Here is a 23,911-nt window from a genome sequence, read left to right as displayed (position 1 = left end):
ATGACCCATGCTCTGGAGTCTTTTATTGTCCTGGGTGAAACCGGGGAGACAGGAGAAAGAACGCAGACCTTTTAGATGCTCTGAAGAAATACTGTATACAGCTCTATGAATATATGATATGCTAATTATGTACAATTCAATAAAGTTTCTTATTAAGAGTGATGGTAGAGAATTAGCTCAGTGACCACACACCAACCTGCATATGCTGTAAGGTGGTAAAGCTAATATCAATGAGGAGATTCTAAGCAAGCTCCTTCAAGGGCTTTTTTTGTTGCCTGGACTTGAGAAGAAACAGAAATTAAATGAAGGAGGGATTGAAATGTACGATTACAAAGAAAATCGAGTGCATGGGGGCTCTTCCTATGCAGATGCCATGTACCGATTCGGAGCCACATCGGAGCATTATGCCAGAAGGATGACGGAGCGGACCATCGAGAAGGAATGGGGGAAAGACTCTCCCTACAGATATTTCGGCGCAGATACGTTCTTCATCATTTCAAGAAATGATGTACCTATGATCATCAAAGACTATGCGTTTGTGGAGATGCACCGATGCACAGCGGTTCATTCCTTTGAGAACTGGGTGAAGGAGCTGGTGAGGAAGGAGTAGGCACCTATTCCCGGCAATTGCCGGCAGGAGCCGGAGCAGAAAAGAACAGTGGAAAAATGATAAAAAGCCTGTCTCAAGGGATGCGCATCCGTGACGATGTCATCCTATGAGGCAGGCCTTTCTCAGGAAGAGACGATGGCGGTGAGCATTCTGAAATTATTTCTCCAGCGAAGTCTCATGAAGATGCTCCGAAAGACCTCATCCAGACCCAGAGCGAGCCAGATCCCGGGCAGTCCCATGGAAAGCGTAAAGGTGAAGACGTAGGAGAGTAAGACGCCTATGCTCCACATGGAGACCACAGACATGTAGAAGGGAAAGCGCACATCTCCTGATGCTCTTAGGGCATTGACGAAGATGAGATTCTGGCTTCTGCCTGCCTCCACAATGAAGTTGTAGAGAAGCACCGTACCGGCCAGCGCGATGATGTCTTTGTTGTCTGTGAGAATGCCGAGAAGAGGCACTCTGAAAAGCACAAGCACCGTGCAGAAAGTCATGCTCACGAGGAAGGATACTCTGGCGGAGTAGAGGGTGAGCCCATTGGCCTTTTCCTTCTCCTTCGCGCCCATGTGCCATCCCACCATGATGGAAGTGCCCTGGCCCAGGGATACGGCGAACACATAGACGAAACTGACCAGGGTATTGCTGTAGGAATAGGCGGTGATGGCATCTTCTCCCAGTTTTGTGATGAAGATCATCATGATGAATTTCGCCAGGGTATAGGAAATCTGTTCTCCCGCCGCAGGCGCACCATAATGGACGATTTTTGGGAGCACCGCTCTGAAATCCTGTCTACTGTAGTGCACAGGAAAACCCTGAAAGGCCATCCTGTAGACGATGAACCCCAGAATCACAAGACCGATGCCCTTACTGATCACTGTGGCCCAGGCGGCACCGGCAACCCCCATGGAAGGCAGTCCCAGTTTTCCGTAGATGAGCACATAGTTCAGAAGCACATTGATGAGATTCATGAGAAAGGAGACCTTGAAGGTGGTCCTGGTCTTTCCATGAGCCCGAAGAAACATGGAAAAGGTGATGGAGATAAGCTGCAGGAAAAGGAAACTTCCGATGATCACCATATAGTCTTTCGCGAAGGCGAGCATCTGTCCATCATTGTTCAGGAAGGATAAAATGGTGGGATGGAGCACCACGATGAGACTGCTGAAGAGAATGCCCAGGATGAGATTGATGAAAAGAGCTGAAAGGGTGAGTCTCTGGATCTCTCCTCTGGATTTTCCGGCTCCGATATACTGGGCCAGAAGAATACCGGTCCCTGCTATGATGATGTTTCCCGCAATCTGGATGAGAAAGAGGAACTGGTTCACGACGCCTACGGCGCCCACGGCCACATCGCTGTATTTTGACAGCATCAGGGTATCCATGCTCCCGATGATGGAAAAGAGCAGGCTTTCGAAATAGATGGGATAGCTGAGTTTCAGCAGTTTTTTACGATCACTCATGATGAATTCTACTTCCTTTTTCTGATATAATGAATATTATACAATCCTGATAGGGATGAAATCTTGCAGAATTGAGGTAAAAAGTGATACAAATGAATCATATTGGACTGGATTATTATGAAACAAAAAAACATGGCACCGACTCCCTGCCCTTTGCGGTGTATCTTTCAAAGATTCCGGAGAAACTCTCCTCCTATCCGATGCACTGGCATGAGGAGATGGAGATCATCTATGTGGAGTCGGGAAGATGCAGGATCACCATCGATGGAGAAAAGTTCACTGCACGAGCGCAGGATCTCATCCTCATCTCTCCAGGCATGATTCATGCCATCGATCAGGAGGAGGACCATGCTGCGGTGTATTACAATGTGATTTTCCATCCTGCGATGATCATGGCAAAAGAGGAGAAGGATGTGCTCAGTGTCCGTTATCTGGCACCACTCCTTAGGGGAGAAAAGATCTTCACCACAAGGATCTCTCTCGATACGCCTTCCAGGAAGGAAATGATGTTAATTGTAGAAAGATTCATGCGCTTCCGGGAAAGAGAGAAGGAGGAAAGCCTGGTGTTTCTTGTGAAGAGTGCCCTGCTGGAGCTCTTCTATCACCTGAGGGGTCATCTCAAGGAGAGTGACAGCAAACCTGTGAGCCTTCATCAGATCAGAAAAATGAAGGCGCTCACCTCTTGGCTTCATGAAACGCTCACAGAGGAGATCACGCTGAAGGAAGCAGCAGATTTCTGCGGATACAGCATCTCCTATTTCACCAAGTTCTTCAGGAACTACACGGGCTCCAGTTTCGTTTCCTACAGGAATCTGCTCCGTCTGGAACAGGCGAAAAGGTTTCTGGAGAGGGGAGAACATTCAGGTCTTGAAATTTCTGGTATGTGCGGATTCGAGAACTATTCCTATTTCATACGGGCATTCAGAAAGCAGTATGACATCACTCCGAAGCAGTATCAGCTGCATGCAGGTTGGAACAAAACCTGAAAAAAACTTTATAGAATACGGAACTGATTTAAGATAAGGGTGCTACCATGGCAGCATGGATGAATGCCTGGAAGATATTGAAAAAAGGATGGTAAGTATGAAAAAAATAGTGATTCTCAGTGCCTCCATAGGAGGAGGGCATAATGCCACTTCCAATGCCATCAGAAAATATGCCGAAGAATTCAGAGAAGAATATGAGGTTTCAGTCATCGATGTTCTGGAATACATCGGTCCGATTCTATCAAAGCTGGCGGAGAAAACCTATGAAATCAATGTGAAGAATTTTCCGGAGTTTTACGGCTGGCAGTATGACCTGAACAACTCCACAGACGGGAAGATCTCCAGAAACATGCTGCCCTTTCATACAAAACTGAAAGAGCTGGTCATGGAAGAGAAACCGGACGTGATTCTGTGTGTGCATCCCGTCTCTGTCACCAGCATTATTCGTGTTCGGGAGAAATACGGGTTCGATTATAAGGTCTGTGTTGTGGTGACGGATTATGACTACCATGCCAGCTGGATTCATCAGGATGTGGACATGTTCATTGTGTCCAGTAACTTCATGAAACTGAAACTCATGGAGGATGAGATTCCCGAACAGAGAATACGAGACACCGGCATCCCCACCAGCCATGACCTGCAGGTGAAGCTGGACAAATATAAGGCCAGATACATGCTGGACATCAAGGACAAGAAGACGATTCTTGTCATGGGTGGCAGCTTTGGCGCAGGGAATCTCACAAAGCTTGTCCATTCCCTGATGAAATCGAAGCTGGAGCTGCAGATCATCGTCATAGCAGGCAGCAACAGAAAGCTCAAGAAGGAGCTGGATAAGCTGGTGGAAGAAGCTTGCCAGGATCTGATGATTTTAGGGTATACAGATAAAATCTCCCTCTACATGGATGCAGCGGACATCCTGGTCACAAAACCGGGCGGACTTACGGTGACGGAAGCACTCATCAAGAACCTTCCACTGGTGATCACCAGGCCTATCCCGGGCCAGGAGGAAGAGAACGCAACCTATCTTCTGAATCATGGCATCGGGGTGAGGCTGGACCAGGATGAGGAGCTTCATATTCTCATTGAGGATCTGATACAGGATCAGGTGAGACTCAAGCATATGAGGGAACTTCAGGCGTATTATGCGAAACCGGATGCGGCAAAAGACCTGTTCGAGGTTCTGGATGAGCTGCTGCAGAACATATGATAATATAGAAGAACTGGAGAAGAAAGTGCTTGCTGCACTTTCTTCTCCAGTTCTTTCCACATAAAGTTCATGGAAAACTGATTACTGTTTTTTTCAGGATGCTCTCTTCAAAATCCTCCAGCAGGGCAGATGATTTTCCCAATGCATAGAAGATCAGGTTGAGATCCTGATCTTCATAGTAATGAAGATAGACTCTTCCTTTCATCTCATGAAGGGGATAGCTTACAGAAGCAGGAGGCGACTTGCCGAAGAGAAGGTCTCCTGGGGCAAAGGACTCTCCCCGATGCTCCGGACCATTGGTCGTCAGGGTGCTTTCATAAACGGTGAAAGGGTAAGAAGAAAGCATCAGATTCTCAGGCATCTTTTCATGGGATTCTATCCTGAAAGTACTTTCATAGGGAGAGAGTCCTACTGCCGGAAGCGCCAGATACTGCATATCATACTCAGAGAGCAGCATCAGTTCTTCCTCGGAAATTCTTTTCCCGAAGCCTGTGATGCTGTAATAACCCAGGTAGGCATTATAGAGGGGATCATAGGAATCATAGATCCGGCTATGCCCCTCTTCTTCCAGAAAGTCTCCAAAGGTATAGTCCACAGTGAAGTGGAGCTGTTTTCCAAGAAACCGCGACAGATTCTCATCGTTGTAGGTCACAAGGATGGGGAAAACCTCCATATTCTCCAGTGGCATCTGGATGCTTATGCTCAGCTTTTCTGCCACGCTCTGCTCTTCCTGATAACGGTCATAGAGTGAAACCACCAGAAGTGCTCTAGCCTTTGCGAAGCCAGGGGCCTTGATGAAAATAAAGGCGCAGAGAAGCAGGAGTGCCCCTGTCACGAAAGTCCATTTTCTTCTCATTTCAAGCTCCCTCCTTTTCCATCACGATGAATAAAGGTTCCTAGGATGATTGTACCACCAAATTCCAGGTGGATTCAAAAGTTACAGGGATGACAGATGATTCTCGTATTCCGATAGATCCGTAAACTTTCTGACCGGGACATGCTGGGCTTTGAGAAAGTCCTCAAAGGCCCTTTTATGCTTTTCTGCAGAGATCACCAGTGCATGCAGATCATCCGGATCATAGGCCTTGGCCAGATCCGGGAAGTCCGGCTTTTCAAGATCCATGTACTGGAAGACATCCATGATTTCATGCTGGAGCTCACAGGCTGCAAAGAGGGCAGTATTGGGGTCGTTGACTTCAGCAGCGTGATAGATCTTGTTGTAGCTTGAGATGAGCTCTTCGTAAAAGCCGGACAAGACATTTTTTGCAGAGCCTTTCTCCTGATACCGGTCAAGTTCCGCATGAATGAGTTTTTCGGTGTTTTTCAGCAGACAGGAAAGGTCTTTTTTCATGGTATCCATGTCATCTGAAAGAAACAGCGTATCATAACAGGCTTCAAAATCATCGGGAATCAGAACGTTATCCAGGAGCTCCTTCTTCAGTTTCCCTCGTCCTCTTTTCACTGTATTACAGTTCAGAAGAGAAAGGGCATATCCAAGATGATTGACAAAACGGATTCCGTATTGCCTGAGTTCACTGAGTGTTTCCGCTTCCTGGATTCTATAGATGAGCCTGTAGCTTTCCTGGAAAACATTGTTTGCTTTTTTTGCGAAATCGGATTTGCTGCTTACATCCAGAGCGATGGATTTCAGCTTTAAAAAACGGTCCAGGTCTTCCTGGGCAGCGTGGTATATCACTTTTCCTTCAGTCACAATGGAAGTGATCCGCTCTTCATGTCTGGCGATGCTTTCCAGCCGCTGCCAGGAGATGGGCCACAGATCGAACCCGATCTCTTCCAGAATAAAGGTGAATCCCAGCTGATAACCCTTCTGCGTCTTGGGCACGAAATACAGATCCAGATCGGATCTGTCATGGGTGGCGCCATAGATGTAGGAACCCATGACCACAACAAGGGCCACATCGTCAGCATAATCCTTTCTGATTTTCCCGATAAACAGTTCTGCAATTTTTTCTAAATTCATAATTACCTCCATAAAAAAACACCATGTCCGGCGATTTCTCTTGCATCACAGAAAATGGAGTGGCATACACGTATGGATATTCTCATGAAAAGGAGAATATGCAGCGGTGCAGGGACCGGATCACCGGACCTTCCCATCCAAAATTTCTGAAGACAAAGAAAAGCCTGCTTCTGCCGGCTGCCATCTGACCATCAGTTACTCTGGATTATAGAATCATCACTGCACCTCTTTTAATATATTTTCATAATAGTATACTATCTGCAGTGTTATGTCAATCACTAATCCACGGATAGAATCCATGGATTGCTCTGGGATCTGATAGTGCTGATCATTGATTTTTCGATGAACTTCACTTCTTTCGCCTTAACAATTTGCATCTGTCATGGTATAGTAACTAATGGAATATTTTTCTTTACAGTCTGAGTTCATCTCAGGTGAAAGAGAGTGCAGAGAAAGAAGAACAGAAGAGCTGTTCATCAGGATGATTCAAATGAAAACCAGGGGGCAGAGCCATGAAAAAGACAGGATTCGATCCAAAGAAATATATTGAAGAGCAGTCCAAGTTTATCCTGGAGCGCGTGAACGATTATGATAAGCTTTATCTTGAGTTCGGAGGCAAACTCATAGGGGACAAGCATGCCAAGAGGGTCCTTCCGGGATTTGACGAAGATGCGAAGATCAAGCTTCTTCAGAAGCTGAAAGACCAGGCTGAAATCATCATCGCCGTCTATGCGGGCGATATCGAGCGCAACAAGATCCGTGGAGACTACGGCATCACCTATGATATGGATGTGTTCAGACAGATTGACGAGCTCCGAGGCTACGGACTTCAAGTGAACAGCGTAGTCATCACAAGATACAGCGGTCAGCCCTCCACCAAGGTGTTTATTTCGAAGCTGGAAAGAAGAAACATCAAGGTCTATACCCACGTTGCGATTCCGGGCTACCCTTCTGATGTGGAGAAAATCGTCAGTGAGGAAGGCTATGGTCTGAACCCCTACATAGAAACCACAAAACCCATCGTGGTGGTGACAGCGCCAGGGCCTAACAGTGGAAAGCTGGCCACATGTCTCAATCAGCTCTATCATGAGTACAAGCTGGGCAACCATGCAGGCTACTCCAAATTCGAGACTTTTCCGGTCTGGAACATGCCCCTGAAGCATCCGTTGAATGTGGCCTATGAAGCGGCCACGGTGGATCTTAAGGATGTCAACATGATGGATTATTTCCATTTTGAGCATTACAATGTGGTGGCCGTGAACTACAACAGAGACCTGGAAATGTTTCCGGTGGTGAAGAGAAGTATTGAAAAGATCACCGGCAAGGAATCCATGTATCAGTCGCCTACGGATATGGGCGTCAACAGAGTGGGCTTTGGCATCACGGACGATGAAGTGGTACGGGAGGCCTCCAGGCAGGAGATCATCAGGCGAAATTTCATCACCGAATGCGACTACAAGAAAGGGCTCATTGAGGAAGAAATCCTCAATCGGATGAAGCTCATCATGGAAGAGCTGGAGCTGAAAAAGGAAGACAGAGTTCCTGTGATCCCTGCCAGGGAGTATGCGGAGAAGCTTCGAGGAAGAAATGAGAACAAGGAAGTTCCAGCCGTCATGGCTTTTGAACTCAATGACGGAAAGGTCATCACCGGAAGAAGCTCTAACCTTATGGATTCCTGCTCTGCAGCGATCCTTAATGCCATCAAGTATCTGGCCAACATCGGAGATGAGATCTATCTTCTGTCTCCGGTGATCATCGAGACCATGAAGAGTCTGAAGAAAGACAAGCTTCACAGCAAGATCACAAGGCTTAATGCCAATGAAGTGCTCATCGCCCTGACCATCGGCGCAGTGACGAATCCCACAGCCCAGCTGGCAGTGGATAAGCTGACGGAGCTGAAGGATGTGCAGGCCCACTCCACCGTGATGCTGAGTAAGGATGATGAACAGATTCTGAAGAAACTGGGCATCGATGTGACCTGCGATCCGGTCTATCCATCGGATAACCTCTACTATATGTAATCAGAACGAGATCAGAATAAATCAAGGGAAACGGCTGCAGATGCAGCCGTTTTTCTTTGAAAATATAATTTTTGTTTCCTTTTCTTCTTTTTCTGGGACACATGGACCTGTAGAATTGTATTCATAGTGAAGGGAGGTTCCTACAGTGCAGAATACGAAGCTTCGAGAAGAACATAAAATGATAGAACTATACGAAAGACATGTTGACATGGTGTATCGCATCTGTTTTTCCTACCTGAAGAACAGCATGGATACGGAAGATATGGTGCAGAATACATTCATCAGATTACTGGACCGGCCGGTGGAGTTTGAAAATGAAGAGCATGAAAAAGCATGGCTCATTGTCACCGCAAGAAATCTCTGCAGGAATCATCTGAAAAGCTGGTGGCAGAAAAACGGAAATCTGGAAGAGGAGATGCATCACCTCTCCATGGAGGAGGAGGCGGATCAGAATCTGCTGGAAATGGTGATGAAACTGCCGGAAAAATACAGGGTGACACTCTATCTCTACTATTATGAAGGGTATGACAGCGCAGAAATCGCAAAGCTCATGGAGAAACCCTCTTCCACGGTGCGAAATTATCTTCAGCGTGGAAGAGATCGACTAAAAGTAATGTTAGGAGAGGATATCTTTGAAAAACAGTAAATATGATGAAGTCATGAGTCAGATCACTCCTGATGAAGAGACCCGAAAAAGAATGCTCGAAAATATCTTAAGTCATAACAGCGAAAAAGAAAAAGGAAAGGTGAAAGAAATGAGCAAGAGAAACAGAACGATCTTTATGGCGACAGGAGTCGCAGCGGCGGCCCTCATTCTGACCATCGGACTATCACAACTCAATGGCAAGAGGGGCGGAGATGTACTCTATGCCAAGGATGGAGTAACCATCACTGCCGTGGAGGAGGTTCCAGCGCCTGACAGCGGATCCCAGTCAGCGACCATGATCTTCAATGAGGAAGAAGTCTTTTCCATGTTTGACACGGTAGCCTTCATGGGCACGGTGAAAGAGACGAAGAACATCAGCATGGATTTTGCCGGCATCAAACATTACAGAGCCCTTGTCACCATAGAGGTGGAAAAAGTCTATGATGGAGACCTCACACCTGGAGAAACCATATCAGCCATGCTGCCTGGACCCGTGGACACCGGGAATGTCATGGGTGCGGACTTCAACATCACAAGAGCCATGAAGCCTGGAGAACGGGGCATCTTCATGCCCATCATCTACAGCACCGAGGAAGTATGGGAAGAAAACGGGAAAGCGCTGAAGATGACAGACTTCGCCGAATATGCCATCATTGACACCGTGCGATTTGCCTTCATGGATACAGAAGAAGGGCTTCTCTTTGAAAGAGGTACTTTCCCGGCCATTCGTGATGCAAAGACCCTGGAAGAGGTGGAAGCATACATCATGGAAAAAGTGAAATAGCTTATTCGAGAGAGGGATGTGAAGATGCTCAGTGAAAAGAGAGCGTCTTCACTGCAGCGTGCAGCAAAAGGATTGAAGTGGATCATGGTAAGAAAATAGAATGAAGTTGGAGGTCATAAAATGAGATATGTCAATGCACAGGAGGTCGGCAGAGAGAAAATCTATACGGCATTTCAGAAGGGATTTTCGGATTACAGGATCCGTTTCCATATGACTCAAGAGGAATTCTTTGAGCGCTTTTTCGGATCGGAGGGGAATGAACTTTCCGCTTCCTATGTGGCGCTGGATGGAGAAAATCCTGTGGGACTTGTTCTGGGTGGAGTGAAGGATTTTAACGGCGTCAAAACCATGCGCTGCGGAACCCTTTGCATCGCTCCAGCCTATCGAGGAAAAGGCGTCAGTGATGCGCTCTTCTCTCTTCATGAAAGAAGCGCAGAAGAGATAGGGTGCAGGCAGATGTTTCTTGAAGTGATCAAGGGGAACGATCGAGCAATCTCTTTCTACGAAAAGAAAGGCTACAGCAGAATCTATGACTTGAGATACTATGCAGTGGATCGTCGAGTGCTGCTGGAAGAGAAAGCGCGTCTTTCTGAGGAGCTGACCATGAGGGGAATGAGCATAGAGGAGTTCTTTTCAGTGAAAGAGCAGGTGGGAGAAGTTCATCTCAACTGGCAGACGGATTTTCAAGCGATGAAAATCACAGAGGACATCCATTATCTGGGGGTGTACCGGAAAGAAAGGATCATCGGTGCCTGTGCCTACAGGACATCCGGGAAGATCTGTTTCATCTGGGTTCACAAGGAGGAAAGGCTTCAGGGCATAGGCGCATCCCTTCTTCAGGAGATCGCTCGTAAGACTCTGGGGGAGAAGATTCAGATGAGCTTTTCCAATCATATGGGGCTATGGGGCTTTGTGCACAGATTGGGGTTCAGAGAAGAGAAGCTTTCACAGTATGAGATGGTGAGGCTTCTGTAGAACCGATTCTTATTAAGAAAGTGAAAAAACTGTTCCTCTGACTTCTCAGTCATTGGAACAGTTTTTCTAGTTTTCCTTCTTTTCTCCCATAAATGTGAGACCAACCATACCAGGGCCCGTATGACTTCCGATGATGGGACCGATGTAGGTGAGAATCACATCTTTCACAGGAAGGGTCTGTCTGATTTTCTTCTCAAGAAGCTCAGCATCTTCCCTGGAGTCTCCATGTCCGATGATGATCACCTGGTTCTCGGAATCCACCGATTCCTCCTTCATCCGGTTCAGAAGCTCCACGAGAGATTTTTTTCTCCCCATGACCTTACCGGCATTTAACAGCTTACCTTCAGCATCCACAGTGAGAATGGGCTTGATGCTCAGTGCAGTACCCACATGGGCCTGAATGGCTCCGATTCTTCCGCCCCTTTTGAGATGCTGGAGATCCTCCACGGTGAACCAGTGGCGTATGCTGCCAGTGTTTTTTTCAATCCAGTCCGCAAGCTCTGTCAGATCCATACCCTTTTCCTGCATCTTCACAGCATGATAGACCATTAGCCCCTGTCCGATGGAAGCCGCTCTGGAATCCACGGTAAGTATGATTCTCTCCGGATAGCGCTCTTTCAGCTCCAGTATGGCCAGTCTGCTGGCATTGTGGCTACCGCTGAGTGCTGAGGAGAAGGAGATATGAAGCACATCTCTTTCCTGATCCAGATAGCTTGAAAAGATGTCCATGTAGCGCTCGATGTTGATCATGGAGGTAGTGGGCTTCTTTCCCTCTTTCAGATGACTGTAGAAGGCTCTGGTTTTTTCGCCATGATCATACACATCCTGGAAGTGATTGATGCCATCCAATGTGTATTCCATTGGAATCACATGGATGCCCAGTTCTTTGATGATCTTCGGCGGCAGATCGCAGGTGGAGTCTGTAATAATCTTATAATTGCTCATAAACACTCCTTTGTTTTCCGAGTTGAATAAATGAAATAAGTCCGTTATAAAAATATAAATAGTACCACTTCATCATAGTGCATCAACCAAAAAATTAACTTAAATTTTCATGAAGCTAATCTTATCAAATGCACGGTAGTCTTCCTTGAACAGGCTAAGAGGTGTACCAGAATGAAAGTAAGTGAAAAGGGGGTACGGCTGTGATAGAATAAGTACAGAGAACGAGGTGAAGTTATGGATAATAAGAAAGAAAAGAAAAACAGGACACTGGCCGAAAACCGGAAAGCCCGGCACGATTTCTTCATCGAAGAAGTCTATGAAGCCGGAATAGAACTGATCGGCACAGAAGTGAAGTCCATCAGAATGGGTAAAGTGAATCTGAAGGAAAGCTATGCGGAAATCAGAAACGGGGAAATGTTCATTGTGGGCATGCATATATCCCCCTATGAGATGGGAAACATCTACAACAGGGACCCTTTACGAGCCAGAAAGCTGCTGCTTCATAAGTCGGAAATCGAGAAACTCAGCCAGTTGAGTTCAGCAGAGGGGTTCACTCTGATTCCTTTGTCCCTGTATCTGAAAAACGGAAGAGTGAAGATGGCCATCGCTGTGGCCAAGGGGAAAAAGAATTACGATAAGCGTGATTCTCTTCTTGAAAAAGCGCACAAAAGAGATGTGGCACGAGCTATGAAGGAAAGAAATAAGTATTAAGGAGGAAATGCCATGCACAAAACTGTCGGATTCATCGGCTGTGGAAATATGGGGAAAGCCATCCTTAGAGGCATACTGGATTCCGGGTGGGTTTCCGCCTCTAAGGTCATGGTCTCCACCTCCAGAGAGGAGACGCTTGAAGAAATACGAGTTCTCTACCAGACGGAGGTGACCCGTGACAACAGAAAAGTGGCAGCGCATTCGGATTATCTCTTTCTTGCAGTGAAACCGCATTTATATGAAACGGTGCTGAATCAGGTGAAAGATGAAATCAGAGAAGGGACCATCCTCATCGGCATGGCTGCTGGGGTAACCCTTCAGAAAATGGAAACCTACCTTGGAAAAGAAGCGAAGATGGTGAAAATCATGCCTAACACTCCTGTGGCTGTGAAGGAAGGGCTCATTGCCATGACAGCTTCTGCGCAGCTGGATGAGGTGGAGAAGGAGAACGTCATCGCCATGCTCAGCACCATCGGGAAGGTCAGTCTCATTGAAGAGAAGGATATGGATGTGATTACAGGAATCAGCGGTTCCTCACCAGCCTATGTCTACATGTTCATTGAGGCCATGGCCGATGCTGCCGTGAAAAATGGTCTGCCTAGAAAAGTGGCTTACGAAATCTCTGCCCAGGCGGTTCTTGGCGCGGCGAAGATGGTCCTTGAAACAGGCCTTCATCCAGGGATGCTGAAGGATATGGTCACCTCTCCTGGCGGAACCACCATTGAAGCGGTGAGCGTGCTGGAAGAAAAAGGACTGCGCCACGCGGTTCTTTCAGCAGTGGATGCCTGCATCGATAAATCCCGGGAAATGAGCAAGTAAAAAAAAAGAGAAATCATGAAATGAGAAAGAGGTCCAGATGCCAGTGCGGCATAGGGACCTCTTTCCTGTAGTTAATAATAGGGAAGGGCTTAATCAGTTTTCTTTTGCTGCCTGGGCTCCGGCGATTCGACCGAATGTGTTCACATCGGTCAGCGCATTTCCACCTAGTCTGTTGGCACCGTGGATTCCTCCTGTGACTTCGCCTGCAGCGAAGAGGCCAGGGATCACAACACCATTGACATCAACAACTCTTGTTTCAGGTGTGATCTTGATTCCACCCATGGTGTGATGTACTGTAGGAACACGCTTTCCAGCATAAAATGGAGCAGTGTCGATTTTGTGCATGAAAAGTGTTCTGCCGAATTCGTCAGTTGCACCATCCACAGCTGCATTGAATGCTTCTACGGATTTCACCAGATTTTCAGGTGAAACACCGATCTGCTGCGCCAGTTCTTCCAGTGTATCGGCTTTGAATGCTCTGCCTTGTTCTACCAGAGAGTCTATGCTTTCATTGAAGTTATTGACGGTATCTCCAGTGGGATAGGAATGCTGGTCCACGATGACCCACATCATGGAATCTTCCTGCTCCATCAGGGCATTGGTCATGACGTCTCTTCTTTCTCCTTCGTCAACAAATCTGTTTCCGTCAGAGTTCACGAAGATTCTGTTCTCAACGCCCTGCTCGATGTTACCGGAAAGGCTTCCTGTTTCAGGGTCTCCCATAGGAAGAAGCTGAATGTTCTCCATCTGCACGATGGATGCATTGATTTTTTCCGCCATGACGATTCCGTCTCCGGTGGCACCCTTGTGATTGGTGGTCTTGATGTTTGTGAGGGCAGGCCAGATGGTATTGTACTGGTCTCTCATTTCAACATTGGCTCCGAATCCTCCAGTGGCAACGATGACACCCTTGCTGGCGTTCACGGTCACTTTTCCGTTCTTACTCTCTGCGATGAATCCTGTAACGCGTCCATCTTCTGATACCACGAGCTCCTTGGCTTCGGTTTCAGTAAGAATCTCGATTTCATCGGAATGCTCATTGATGTAGTTCATATAGGTATTGATGTACCCGGTACCCAGTGGTTCCACTGGCTTATGGGATCTTGGCCACAATGCACCAAGGACAGTGAATACGGTATCCTTGAATTCCATACCTAAAGATTCCAGCCATTCGATGGTGGGATAGGCATTCTCTACAAGCACTCGGACCAGTTCAGGGTCTCCCTGCTTGTCTCCGCCTTCGTAAGTCTGGGTATAGAATTTCTCGATGGAGTCTTCAATGCCCTGTGGCGCCTGTCTCTTTTCATCCACAGCGTTATAGGCGGAACCGGATATGATGGTATTTCCACCTACGTTTGGCATCTTCTCGATGACGATGACCTTCGCTCCGTTCTGGTGTGCAGAAACCGCTGCGGAAAGACCTGCACCACCAGCACCGATGATGGCCACTTCCGTATCCTTAGTGATGTCTTCCTTGACCGCTTCTTCACCGGCCTCCTTCACCTTCAGCTTCTCCACATCTGCGCCTGCTTTCACCAGCGCCATTTCCAGAGCTGCCAGAAAAGCTTCTGAGGAATAGGTGGCACCGCTCATCATATCCAGTGCCAGAGAATCCTTTTCCATGGCGGATGCGATCATTTCATCGATGGCATTGTCGCCCAGGCCTTCAGTTTCAGTGTGATCTGCCACAATCTCTGTGATCTCGTTCTCATTGACAGTGACCGTGAGCACCACATCTCCATGGAACCCTTTGGCGCTGCCTTCATAGGTTCCGGGTGTGAAGACGGATTCCTCTACAGGTGTTTCATTTCCTTCGTTGGGCACTGTTGTTTCTGGAGCTGCGCAGGCACCCAGGGATACTGCCATGACCATGATCAGTGCAGCTGCAATTTTCTTACCGATGTTTTTCATTCTTTTCCCCTCTTTCAAAATGATAAATTATAAACGAACATATTCACTGAATAAGTTCATCGAATGTATTCAAGATAACACATTGTTAAGAGGTTATCAATAATTGATAAAAAATACTTATCTGTTTTCCGGAACATATTCTATCATGTATAATGGAATTACAGTAACGGGGGTGGGACTTTGGAAGAAGAAAAGATGACGAACAGACAGAAGAAAGCACTGGAAACAAAAGATAAGATCTATGATGCGGCAATGGCCAAATTCTCGGAAAAAGGCCTGGAGCGGACCTCGATCCAGGAGATCTGCAGGGAAGCGAAAGTATCCATCGGATCCTTCTACAATCATTTTGCCAGCAAGGAAGAGATCATCTATGAGATTTTCAGACGCGCCGATCTGAATTTCGAGCAGTTCAAAGATGTGGACGTGGAAGAGAGGGGGATCAGAAATCTCATACTGGACTACATGGACTACTACGTGAGCTTTGTTCAGACCAATGACATCCGATTCACGAAGTCTTTCTACAGCACGAGTAACCATTACTTTGTCCAGGAAAAAAGACCCATGCAGGAAGTGCTGAAGAGTATCCTGAAAGAACAGAATCTGAAGCTCAATGCATACTATGTGGAAGATGCGGACATGCTTGTGGACAGACTGTTCATGGTCTCCAGAGGAGTCATTTTCCACTGGTGCCTGAAAGATGGAGACTTCGATCTGAATGAAATGAATAGGAAACAGATGGAAATGGTCCTGGAAGTATCCCTGGAGAAATAGCAGCATTCCAGTAGTGGGGTATAACCGGAAACGTTCTGAAACTGAAACCAATAGAAAGAGCGAGAGCAGGAAGCGTAAACTTCCTGCTCTCGCCCTTTTTCAGGGTTTCATGAAATGATTCTCATGCATCAGTCGGCCATGTTGAGGCCTTCAAAGTAATCATAGGCAAAACCCTCTTCCTCCTGACCCACCATTTCCGAGTGATTCCGGATCCTAAACCAGAACACTTCATCCTGATCATTCCTTATGGAGACCCATTCCCGGTTGTCCGTCTCCATAAGCACCGCGGTCTCTCCGATCTGGAAGACATATCCTTCCTCTGAAGATTCCCTGGAGAGAACGGTCCTCAGCTCTTTAAGAAGCGTCACCTCCGTATCCAGAGGATAGAGGTCCTTCACTTCCTGCACCAGCTGATCATCATCCGTCAGAACATAGCTGTCGTCATAAAACCAGGTCTGCATTACAGCACCACGGGTTTTTGTGGTGATTCTGCCGCTGCCATCCAGTGTAACATCCCCGATGGTATCTGTTCCCGGATATTTTCCGAGGAATCCCTGGATCTCGGCGAGCTTTGTAAGCTGTCCATCTCTGTATCGATAGAATACGGTGAGAAAGTCCGAGCTGGGACCTTCTTCACTGACGGCCACTTCCAGATAAGGGTCTTCCGCGCTGATGTTCACCACATGAAAGAGAGGGTCAATCATGGAGCCTTCGTAGGAGATCGCCTCCTCATTTACGGATAGAACATAGGAAGTCACTTCATCATAGTAGGGGTTTGTTCCGGTTTTGAGGACAATGCGGTCCGCATCACCATCTCCATCCAGGTCGGCATCCGCTGCAATCTCCTGATCAAAACCTTCTTCTTCTGAATCCGTCACTGTATGTTTAATGTCAAACAAAGGCCCTTCGACTGCAGAAGTAACAGGTGTCTCATTAACAGTGGCATCCGGTTCTTCAGCAGGCTCTTCCGCCACAGGCTCATCGGATGGCGTTTCCACAGGGCCTGTATTCTCAAGGGTTCCGATGGGCGCACCCAGTCTGGAGCATCCTATGATCAGTGCGATGAGCACTGCAACCAGAAAAAGAGTGGACAGTGATTTTTTCATGGTACTTCACCTCTTGATTTTTCTGATTCCATGATATCTCAGAAAAGGGTGATTAAAATGACAAATTGATGAAACTCCATGAGAATCAGGGAAGATTCCACTTACCTCATGTTCAGTTTTCTGCTTTCCAGAAAGTCCTTCATATGAGGCCTCAGTGGTTTGGAGAACATTCTTGCCATCTGTCTGGTCCAGTTGTCGGTCCGGTTGGCTGTGGTTCTCTTCTCATAATAGGCTTCCATGGTCTCATCATAGTTCCGGAGAAGCTCCACTTCATTGCCGCTCTGATAGCTGTCCGTCTTCAGCACAATCTCCAGGGGCAGACGAGGCTTCACTTCGTTCTTCGAATCAGGATATCCCAGGCACATACCGAAAAGAGGGTAGGTGTGGTCCGGAAGGTCCAGGAGCTCAGAAACCACCTGAGGATTGTTTCTGATGGCACCGATATAGACACCACCAAGATCCATGGATTCGGCTGCAAGCATGACGTTCTGCGCCATGAGGGCGGTATCCACTGTGGAAATGATGAAGGCTTCCGTCTGGCCGTGAACCATCTTTTCCTCATGGAGCGTAGTGGAGAGTCTTGCCCGTTCCAGATCGGCAACAAAAACCAGAAACAGGGGTGCATCCTCCACATGCGACTGATTTCCGGCCAGCTCCGCAATGATTTTCCTCTTTTCAGGATCATTGACGCGAATTACCGTATAAGCCTGGATGAAATTGGATGAGGCAGCGCTCTGCCCGGCCCGGATCAGTTCCTGCAGGGTTTCATCACTGATGGGATAATCTTTGAAGTTTCGTACGCTCGTATGGCTGTTCATGAGTTTCAGTATTTCATTCATGTCTTTTCCTCCATGTTCTTTTAGTTTATAGTATCACACTCAGCCAGAGAATGAATTACGTGTATAATGAAATTAAGCGGATAATGCTATAAAGCTCAAAAATCAGCAAGGCAGAGAAGGAGAGGATCAGGTTGAGAAAAGTAAGATATGGCATCATGGGTACTGCAAGAATCATAGACCGGTTTGTGGGCGCAGTAAGGGCTTCGGAGAAGGGAGAAGTTCATGCCATAGCCTCCAGAAGTCATGAAAAAGCGAGGAAGAGAGCAGATGGGCTTGGCATCGATATAATCTACGGAAGCTATGAGGATCTGGCGAAAGATCCGGACCTTGATGTGATCTATGTGCCAACCATCAATCATGCGCATAAGGAAAATGCTATGCTTGCGCTAGAAAACGGCAAGCATGTACTGGTTGAGAAACCCATGACACTCAGTGAGAAGGACACCCGAGAACTGTTCGATTACGCCAGAAAGAAGAATCTCTTCATCATGGAAGCCCAGAAATCTATTTTTCTTCCTGTGACGAATGAGGTGAAACGTATTCTTCATGAACAGGAGCTGGGCAAGGTTCATTTATTTGACTATAACATTTCCATTCCTGAAGTGGGGTTCAGATGGTTTTATGATAAGAAATCCGGAGGTGGTGCGTTATATGGAAGCGGAAACTACATATTGGCTCATGCCATGAATCTCACAGAGGAGAAGCTCATAGCCCATACAGGTCTCGCCACTCTGTCAGATGAAGGGGTGGACCTGCAGTGCGCTTTTGTCCTGAAGTCCCTGGGTGGAGCCCTTATTCAAGGGAAAATCACCACCATGGTACAGGCGGACAGTGTGCTTCGGATTTTCGGGGAAAAGGGAAAGATCGAGATCCGTGATTTCTGGAAGGCAAGAGAAGCTAAGGTGGAAATCTACGGTGAGCCTGTGCGAAGGATCAGTCACCCTGTGGAGTTTGAGATGGTGTATGAAGTGGACCATGTGAATGCATGTCTGGAAAAAGGACTTTATGAAAGTCCGGTGATGAAGAGTCTCTACTCCATGGAATCAGCAAAAATCACCGATGATCTGTGGGAGGATTTTCTTAACGCGTGATGAAGTATGCATGGATATATTGTTAATTTTTAACAATATATTGAACAAGGTGGTAAAAATCCATTACATTTTATTCATAGTCCTTGTAACTCGAAACAGGTTGGCATAGAATAATGACAATCAGAGTATCCATGGCCTTAAGGTGCTATGGTGAGATTTAAGATGATAAGGAGGATGTGTAATGATTTCAAAGAAAATAATCAGCGGAATTATGGCGTCACTGATGTCTATAGCCCTACTGGCAGGATGTACCACAGACAGCGAGACCCCTGAAACGCCAGGGGAAACACCTATGGAAACACCGGCAGAAGGGGAGGAAGGACTGGAACTCACCCTGGAGGAACTTGCTGAGTATGACGGACAGGACGGAAACAAAGCCTATATTGCCATTGATGGAAACATTTACGACGTGACAGATCTTCCACCATGGTCTGGAGGCGTCCATAATGACTTCCCGGCTGGTCAGGACTATACGGAGGAAATCAGAGAAGTCTCACCACATGGACTTTCTCCGATAGAGGATCTGGAGCCCGTAGGTACCATTGTGGAATAGCAGATTCATATAAACTACTGTTAAGGCGAGCAGGATTTCCTGCTCGCTTTCGACTGCAGTGAAACCTTGCTCAGTAACACCTACTATGCAGCCTGCATCATAAAAATGCATGAATAATTCTATAATGAAATAGAACCCATATAGGTATATAATAAATATAAAGTTACATGTAAGGAGATGATCCGATGCTCATTGTGAAACCTGCTCTAACCAGGAAGGAAATCCGCGATTTTATCATGCTGCCTTTCACACTCTATGAAGGCGATGATGCGTGGGTGCCGCCTCTCATTTCCGACTTCAGAAAATATATCATGGGAAAGAACAATGCACTTCAGCAGGCGGGAGCAAACGAGCGCGTCATTGCCTACCTGGACGGGAAACCCTGCGGCAGGCTTCTGGTGGGCATCAATGAGGAACTCAATGCCTACAAAGGACTTCATGACGGGTACATCGCATTGTATGAGTGTATCGAAGAGGAGGAAGTGTCCGAAAAGCTTCTTTCCTATGCGGAGGATTTTCTCCGGAAACGTGGTGTGAAGAAGATCAAAGGTCCGCTTTCTCTTCCGGGTGGAGATGATTACAGAGGATTCATCATTGATAATTTTGAAGATCCTACCCTGATCATGAACACTTACAACAAGAAGTACTATAATAAGCAGTTTCTTGATTACGGCTTCAGGAAGTACTATGACTGCTACGCTTATAAAGCGTATTTTTCCAGAGAGAATATGGAACGTCTGGACAAGATCATTCCCTATGCGAAGAAAAGGTACCGGTTCACGGTTGAACCGCTGGATCTCAAGAATATGGACAGAGAAATCAGAGATGTGAAGGAAATCATCCTGAAGGCCATGCCCGAGGAATGGGAGGATTTCATGCCGCCCACCGACGAGGAAATAGAGATCATTAAGGATCAGCTGATTCCCTTTGCCGATCCGGATTTTGTCTATATCGCAAGAGACGAGCACAGAAATCCCATCGGCTTCGACATTGCACTGCCAGACTACAATCAGGTGCTCAAAAAACTGGGTGGGAGGCTGTTTCCCTTTGGGCTGCTGAAGTTTCTGTACTATAAGAGAAAGATTGATCGTCTGCGGATCTTCACCCTGTTTGTGGTTCCTGAGTACCGGAAAAAAGGGGTCACAGCGGCAATTTATTATGAAGGACTGAAACGCGGCGTGGAGCGTGGCTATCAGTTTGCGGAAGGCTCTACCATCTGGGAGTACAACAAGGCCATGATGAATGATGCACTGGGATTTTCCGATGAGCCGTACAAGACCTATCGAATCTACTATAAGGATCTCTGATAATAATCCTGGATCATTACCGGAAGCGGTGAGGGTCCAGGATTTATTGATCATGAAGCAGCTGTATGGGGCTGGTATCTTTAGTGCTTTTCTTATTATCTGTATCTTTTGACAATAAGAATAATCATTCTTCTTGTTATAATGGAGTCATTAGTTTCGGGAGGTTACGAAAATGAAAAACAGAATTTTACTGAGAAATGAAGTCGAGGAAAAGAGAACCTGGGATCTTTCCGCAATATACCAAAGTGAGGATGAAGTTCAGGAAGCGATGCAGGAACTGCGTGTGCTGACAGAGAAAATCGTTTCTGAGTATAAAGGGAATCTTATCAATGCGGAAAACATCAACACCTGCCTGGATGAAATGAGAAAGGTGAATGTGCTGAGCGGACTGATTTCCAGTTACCGGTTTCTTGCGGTCAGCGTGGATATGACAAATAGTGAGAATCAGTCAAAGAGCATGGAAGCATCCAATCTGCTGTCCAAAGTGAAGAGCAGACTTTCCTTTGTGGAAGGGGAGATTCTGGAGAATGATGAATCCGTCATTGAAAAGGCCATGGAGGAAAGTGAAGAGAACAGACACTATCTGGAAGATCTTCTGCGAGAGAAGCCTTATGCCTTGACCATAGAAGTGGAAAAAGCTCTGGCGACCCTGGCACCGGTGATGAACGCGCCCATGTCCATCTATAATAAAGCCAAGCTTCAGGATATGGACTTCGGTACCTTCGAAGTGGATGGAAAGGAATATCCGCTGAGCTTTGTGCTGTATGAAAATCATTATGATTACGACAACGACATGAAAGTCAGAAGGGCGGCTTTTGAAGCCTTTTCAAAGAAACTCAAGGATTATGAGCATACAGTGGCAGGGGTCTATCAGACTCAGGTTCAGAAAGAGAAAGCCATGGCGGATCTGAAAGGCTTCGACAGCGTCATCGATTATCTGCTTTTTGATCAGAAGGTGACCCGGGAGATGTATGACCGCCAGATTGATGTGATCTATGAAGAACTGGCACCGCACATGAGAAAATATGCGAAGCTTCTGAAGAAGATCCATGGCATCGAGAAGATGACCTTCAATGATCTGAAGCTTTCCGTGGATCCTTCCTATGAGCCACCCATCACCGTGGAAGAATCCAAAGCCTATGTCAAGGACGGGCTGAAGATTCTGGGGAAAGATTATGCGGAAATGATCGATCGCGCTTTCCAGGAAAGATGGATCGATTTTGTCCAGAACAAAGGGAAATCCACAGGCGCATTCTGTTCGAGCCCTTATGGAAGACATCCCTTCATCCTCATCAGCTGGACGGAAAGGATGAGAGAGGTGTTTGTGCTGGCCCACGAACTTGGCCATGCGGGACATTTCTATCTGTCTCAGCAGAATCAGAATATTTTCGATTCCAGACCTTCTCTGTACTTCATTGAAGCGCCTTCCACCATGAATGAGATGATCATGGCCAATTATCTGCTGAAGCAGAATGAGGAGAAGCGTTTCAGAAGATGGGTGCTGTCCTCTATGATCTCGAGAACCTACTACCACAACTTCGTGACCCATATGCTGGAAGCGCACTATCAGAGAGAAGTCTATAAGATCATTGATGAGGGTGGAAGTGTTCATGCGAAGAAGCTCAACGAGCTGAAGAGGGAAACGCTGGAAAAATTCTGGGGTGAAGAAGTGGAAATCAATCCAGGAGCCGAGAATACCTGGATGAGGCAGCAGCATTACTATAAAGGGCTTTATCCTTATACCTACAGTGCAGGACTCACCATCGCCACTGAAGTATCAAAGAGAATTCTTCGCGAAGGAGAAGCGGCTGTTGAGGACTGGAAGAATGTGCTGAAGACCGGCGGGAAAAAGAATCCGGTGGAACTGGCAGCCATGGCCAAGGTGGATATCACTACAGACCAGCCTCTGAAAAACACCATTGCCTATATCGGAGAAATCATCGACGAAATTGAGAAACTCACAGAGGAACTGGGTGATGACCTGTAATTTTAATAAAAGGTTTACATATTCTTGATGATTATTGATTTGATTTGCTGAATAATAGTAGGTGAGAGAAGTTTTTATGGAAATGATATAGGAGTGATAGAAATTTCAGAACCTCAATGAGGACCTGATCATTACTGTAAGGACGACCCCAGAATAAATGCGAGAAGGAGAATGAACAATGAGAAGACTGATTAATGACCCTTATGAAGTGGTAGAGGAGATGCTGTCCGGGTATGTGAAAGCACATCCAGACTATGCGAAACTTCTGGAGCATGATGGCAGAGTCGTGGTGACCACCAGACCTGCAGAAGGAAAAGTAGGTGTGATCATAGGCGGAGGATCTGGCCATGAACCACTGTTCCTCGGATATGTCGGAGAAAATTTTGCGGATGCGGCAGTCATCGGAAATATCAACACCTCTCCTTCACCTGAACCTTGCTACAATGCTGTAAAAGCAGTGGACCAGGGTAAAGGATGCATCTATCTTTATGGAAACTACGCCGGAGATGTCATGAATTTCGATATGGGTGCAGAAATGGCTGCAGAAGACGGAATCCGCGTGGAGACAGTTCTTGTGACAGATGACGTGGTTTCATCTGAAAACATCGAAGACAGAAGAGGAATCGCCGGAGACCTGTTTGTATTCAAGGCAGCTGGCGCTGCTGCTGCAAAAGGACTGGATCTGGACGCTGTTGTGGCTGCTGCAAAGAAATGCAACGACAATACAAGATCCATGGGTGTGGCGTTATCCTCCTCCACTATCCCTGTTAAGGGTGGAACCATCTTTGATATGGAAGATGGAGACATGGAAATCGGCATGGGTATTCATGGAGAACCTGGTGTAAGAAGAGGCAAGATTGAGCCTGCAGATCAGGTGGTAGATGAAATCATGGAACATATTTTCAAGGACTTTGAGCTGAAGGAAGGCGATGAAGTCTATACACTGGTCAACGGACTTGGCGGACTGCCACTGATGGATCAGTACATCATCAACAACCATCTGGAAGAAGTGCTGACAAATAAGGGAATCAAGGTCTACAAGGCGCTGGTAGGAAACTACGCGACTTCCATGGACATGATCGGAATGGGCATCACCATCGTTAAAGTAGACGATGAGCTGAAAGAGCTTCTGGACTATCCAGTTGATACTCCATATATGAGCATCAGATAACAAAAAGAAACATATAATCACCGGAATATCCGC

22 protein-coding genes and 1 riboswitch are annotated in these 23,911 nt (G+C 46.7%); of the genes, 15 read left to right on the top strand and 7 right to left on the bottom strand.

Annotated elements, in window-relative coordinates:
- The first annotated feature begins 146 nt into the window (after positions 1-146).
- Positions 147-237, top strand: a riboswitch (SAM riboswitch).
- 82 nt (positions 238-319) lie between these two features.
- On the top strand, positions 320-610 hold the full coding sequence (locus tag J3A84_RS02855; protein ID WP_207598474.1) for a hypothetical protein: 291 nt from the start codon (positions 320-322) through the stop codon (positions 608-610).
- Positions 611-732: 122 nt separating this feature from the next.
- On the opposite strand, the gene J3A84_RS02850 is transcribed toward J3A84_RS02855, so the two are convergent.
- Positions 733-2,067: an MATE family efflux transporter gene (locus J3A84_RS02850; RefSeq protein WP_207598473.1), complete on the bottom strand. Its 1,335-nt coding sequence runs from the start codon at positions 2,065-2,067 to the stop codon at positions 733-735.
- Positions 2,068-2,159: 92 nt separating this feature from the next.
- On the opposite strand from J3A84_RS02850, the gene J3A84_RS02845 reads away from it, so the two are divergent.
- Together J3A84_RS02845 and J3A84_RS02840 are read left to right on the top strand one after the other, a co-directional pair.
- Positions 2,160-3,053 carry an AraC family transcriptional regulator gene (locus J3A84_RS02845; protein WP_207598472.1) on the top strand — a complete coding sequence of 298 codons (894 nt, stop codon included), beginning with the start codon at positions 2,160-2,162 and terminating at the stop codon, positions 3,051-3,053.
- A gap of 97 nt (positions 3,054-3,150) precedes the next feature.
- Entirely contained in the window at positions 3,151-4,260 is a 1,110-nt protein-coding gene (locus J3A84_RS02840; RefSeq protein WP_207598471.1) for an MGDG synthase family glycosyltransferase, read from the top strand.
- A 67-nt stretch (positions 4,261-4,327) separates the two neighbouring features.
- On the opposite strand, the gene J3A84_RS02835 is transcribed toward J3A84_RS02840, so the two are convergent.
- Together J3A84_RS02835 and J3A84_RS02830 are read right to left on the bottom strand one after the other, a co-directional pair.
- Entirely contained in the window at positions 4,328-5,116 is a 789-nt protein-coding gene (locus J3A84_RS02835; protein WP_207598470.1) for a hypothetical protein, read from the bottom strand.
- 81 nt (positions 5,117-5,197) lie between these two features.
- A complete protein-coding gene (locus J3A84_RS02830) occupies positions 5,198-6,241 on the bottom strand; it encodes a hypothetical protein (protein WP_207598469.1) in 1,044 nt (347 codons plus the stop codon).
- Positions 6,242-6,753: 512 nt separating this feature from the next.
- Between J3A84_RS02830 and J3A84_RS02825 the strand changes: the two genes are divergently transcribed.
- The 4 genes from J3A84_RS02825 (at position 6,754) to J3A84_RS02810 (ending at position 10,667) form a co-directional block, all read left to right on the top strand.
- Positions 6,754-8,262 (top strand): DUF1846 domain-containing protein, encoded by a 1,509-nt coding sequence (locus J3A84_RS02825; RefSeq protein ID WP_207598468.1) that lies wholly within the window; start codon positions 6,754-6,756, stop codon positions 8,260-8,262.
- Between the two features lie 145 nt (positions 8,263-8,407).
- A complete protein-coding gene (locus J3A84_RS02820) occupies positions 8,408-8,908 on the top strand; it encodes an RNA polymerase sigma factor (RefSeq protein ID WP_342590927.1) in 501 nt (166 codons plus the stop codon).
- Positions 8,895-9,692, top strand: coding sequence for a hypothetical protein (locus J3A84_RS02815; protein WP_207598467.1), 798 nt, complete (start codon positions 8,895-8,897; stop codon positions 9,690-9,692). Before J3A84_RS02820 ends, J3A84_RS02815 begins: the two co-directional genes overlap by 14 nt.
- A gap of 120 nt (positions 9,693-9,812) precedes the next feature.
- On the top strand, positions 9,813-10,667 hold the full coding sequence (locus tag J3A84_RS02810) for a GNAT family N-acetyltransferase (RefSeq protein WP_207598466.1): 855 nt from the start codon (positions 9,813-9,815) through the stop codon (positions 10,665-10,667).
- A 66-nt stretch (positions 10,668-10,733) separates the two neighbouring features.
- On the opposite strand, the gene J3A84_RS02805 is transcribed toward J3A84_RS02810, so the two are convergent.
- The gene (locus J3A84_RS02805) at positions 10,734-11,612 is read right to left on the bottom strand and encodes a DegV family protein (protein WP_207598465.1); all 879 of its coding nucleotides are present in this window, start codon (positions 11,610-11,612) and stop codon (positions 10,734-10,736) included.
- Between the two features lie 234 nt (positions 11,613-11,846).
- On the opposite strand from J3A84_RS02805, the gene smpB reads away from it, so the two are divergent.
- Both smpB and proC read left to right on the top strand, forming a co-directional pair.
- Complete coding sequence (gene smpB, locus J3A84_RS02800) at positions 11,847-12,323, top strand: SsrA-binding protein SmpB (protein WP_207598464.1); 477 nt, start codon at positions 11,847-11,849, stop codon at positions 12,321-12,323.
- A 12-nt stretch (positions 12,324-12,335) separates the two neighbouring features.
- Positions 12,336-13,142 carry a pyrroline-5-carboxylate reductase gene (gene proC, locus J3A84_RS02795; protein ID WP_207598463.1) on the top strand — a complete coding sequence of 269 codons (807 nt, stop codon included), beginning with the start codon at positions 12,336-12,338 and terminating at the stop codon, positions 13,140-13,142.
- Between the two features lie 93 nt (positions 13,143-13,235).
- Here the strand turns inward: proC and J3A84_RS02790 are convergent, their stop codons facing one another.
- Complete coding sequence (locus tag J3A84_RS02790) at positions 13,236-15,053, bottom strand: flavocytochrome c (protein WP_242693929.1); 1,818 nt, start codon at positions 15,051-15,053, stop codon at positions 13,236-13,238.
- Between the two features lie 180 nt (positions 15,054-15,233).
- Between J3A84_RS02790 and J3A84_RS02785 the strand changes: the two genes are divergently transcribed.
- The gene (locus J3A84_RS02785) at positions 15,234-15,824 is read left to right on the top strand and encodes a TetR/AcrR family transcriptional regulator (protein WP_207598462.1); all 591 of its coding nucleotides are present in this window, start codon (positions 15,234-15,236) and stop codon (positions 15,822-15,824) included.
- A gap of 128 nt (positions 15,825-15,952) precedes the next feature.
- On the opposite strand, the gene J3A84_RS02780 is transcribed toward J3A84_RS02785, so the two are convergent.
- Together J3A84_RS02780 and nfsA are read right to left on the bottom strand one after the other, a co-directional pair.
- Positions 15,953-16,930, bottom strand: coding sequence for a hypothetical protein (locus tag J3A84_RS02780; protein WP_207598461.1), 978 nt, complete (start codon positions 16,928-16,930; stop codon positions 15,953-15,955).
- Between the two features lie 101 nt (positions 16,931-17,031).
- Positions 17,032-17,769, bottom strand: a complete 738-nt coding sequence (gene nfsA / locus J3A84_RS02775; protein WP_207598460.1) for an oxygen-insensitive NADPH nitroreductase — start codon at positions 17,767-17,769, stop codon at positions 17,032-17,034.
- Between the two features lie 131 nt (positions 17,770-17,900).
- Here nfsA and J3A84_RS02770 point away from each other — a divergent pair, with 131 nt between their 5' ends.
- From J3A84_RS02770 to J3A84_RS02750, 5 genes are all read left to right on the top strand, one after another.
- Positions 17,901-18,860 carry a Gfo/Idh/MocA family protein gene (locus J3A84_RS02770; protein WP_207598459.1) on the top strand — a complete coding sequence of 320 codons (960 nt, stop codon included), beginning with the start codon at positions 17,901-17,903 and terminating at the stop codon, positions 18,858-18,860.
- 181 nt (positions 18,861-19,041) lie between these two features.
- Positions 19,042-19,413 carry a cytochrome b5 domain-containing protein gene (locus tag J3A84_RS02765; protein ID WP_207598458.1) on the top strand — a complete coding sequence of 124 codons (372 nt, stop codon included), beginning with the start codon at positions 19,042-19,044 and terminating at the stop codon, positions 19,411-19,413.
- Between the two features lie 185 nt (positions 19,414-19,598).
- Positions 19,599-20,720: a hypothetical protein gene (locus J3A84_RS02760; protein WP_207598457.1), complete on the top strand. Its 1,122-nt coding sequence runs from the start codon at positions 19,599-19,601 to the stop codon at positions 20,718-20,720.
- Between the two features lie 172 nt (positions 20,721-20,892).
- On the top strand, positions 20,893-22,707 hold the full coding sequence (pepF, locus tag J3A84_RS02755) for an oligoendopeptidase F (protein WP_207598456.1): 1,815 nt from the start codon (positions 20,893-20,895) through the stop codon (positions 22,705-22,707).
- A 178-nt stretch (positions 22,708-22,885) separates the two neighbouring features.
- The gene (locus J3A84_RS02750) at positions 22,886-23,878 is read left to right on the top strand and encodes a dihydroxyacetone kinase subunit DhaK (protein ID WP_207598455.1); all 993 of its coding nucleotides are present in this window, start codon (positions 22,886-22,888) and stop codon (positions 23,876-23,878) included.
- The last annotated feature ends 33 nt before the right edge of the window (positions 23,879-23,911 follow it).

It is taken from the genome of Proteiniclasticum aestuarii, from assembly GCF_017368455.1.
GTDB classification, from domain to species: domain Bacteria; phylum Bacillota; class Clostridia; order Clostridiales; family Clostridiaceae; genus Proteiniclasticum; species Proteiniclasticum aestuarii.
This window is presented reverse-complemented; position numbering and strand designations above follow the sequence as displayed.

Coding starts and splice junctions, on each gene's coding strand:
- pepF (WP_207598456.1), top strand. CDS start 20,893: ATGAAAAACAGAATTTTACTGAGAAATGAAGTCGAGGAAAAGAGAACC.
- J3A84_RS02750 (WP_207598455.1), top strand. CDS start 22,886: ATGAGAAGACTGATTAATGACCCTTATGAAGTGGTAGAGGAGATGCTG.
- J3A84_RS02850 (WP_207598473.1), bottom strand. CDS start 2,067: ATGAGTGATCGTAAAAAACTGCTGAAACTCAGCTATCCCATCTATTTC.
- J3A84_RS02845 (WP_207598472.1), top strand. CDS start 2,160: ATGAATCATATTGGACTGGATTATTATGAAACAAAAAAACATGGCACC.
- J3A84_RS02835 (WP_207598470.1), bottom strand. CDS start 5,116: ATGAGAAGAAAATGGACTTTCGTGACAGGGGCACTCCTGCTTCTCTGC.
- J3A84_RS02840 (WP_207598471.1), top strand. CDS start 3,151: ATGAAAAAAATAGTGATTCTCAGTGCCTCCATAGGAGGAGGGCATAAT.
- nfsA (WP_207598460.1), bottom strand. CDS start 17,769: ATGAATGAAATACTGAAACTCATGAACAGCCATACGAGCGTACGAAAC.
- J3A84_RS02760 (WP_207598457.1), top strand. CDS start 19,599: ATGCTCATTGTGAAACCTGCTCTAACCAGGAAGGAAATCCGCGATTTT.
- J3A84_RS02765 (WP_207598458.1), top strand. CDS start 19,042: ATGATTTCAAAGAAAATAATCAGCGGAATTATGGCGTCACTGATGTCT.
- J3A84_RS02830 (WP_207598469.1), bottom strand. CDS start 6,241: ATGAATTTAGAAAAAATTGCAGAACTGTTTATCGGGAAAATCAGAAAG.
- J3A84_RS02855 (WP_207598474.1), top strand. CDS start 320: ATGTACGATTACAAAGAAAATCGAGTGCATGGGGGCTCTTCCTATGCA.
- J3A84_RS02810 (WP_207598466.1), top strand. CDS start 9,813: ATGAGATATGTCAATGCACAGGAGGTCGGCAGAGAGAAAATCTATACG.
- J3A84_RS02780 (WP_207598461.1), bottom strand. CDS start 16,930: ATGAAAAAATCACTGTCCACTCTTTTTCTGGTTGCAGTGCTCATCGCA.
- J3A84_RS02805 (WP_207598465.1), bottom strand. CDS start 11,612: ATGAGCAATTATAAGATTATTACAGACTCCACCTGCGATCTGCCGCCG.
- J3A84_RS02790 (WP_242693929.1), bottom strand. CDS start 15,053: ATGAAAAACATCGGTAAGAAAATTGCAGCTGCACTGATCATGGTCATG.
- smpB (WP_207598464.1), top strand. CDS start 11,847: ATGGATAATAAGAAAGAAAAGAAAAACAGGACACTGGCCGAAAACCGG.
- J3A84_RS02825 (WP_207598468.1), top strand. CDS start 6,754: ATGAAAAAGACAGGATTCGATCCAAAGAAATATATTGAAGAGCAGTCC.
- proC (WP_207598463.1), top strand. CDS start 12,336: ATGCACAAAACTGTCGGATTCATCGGCTGTGGAAATATGGGGAAAGCC.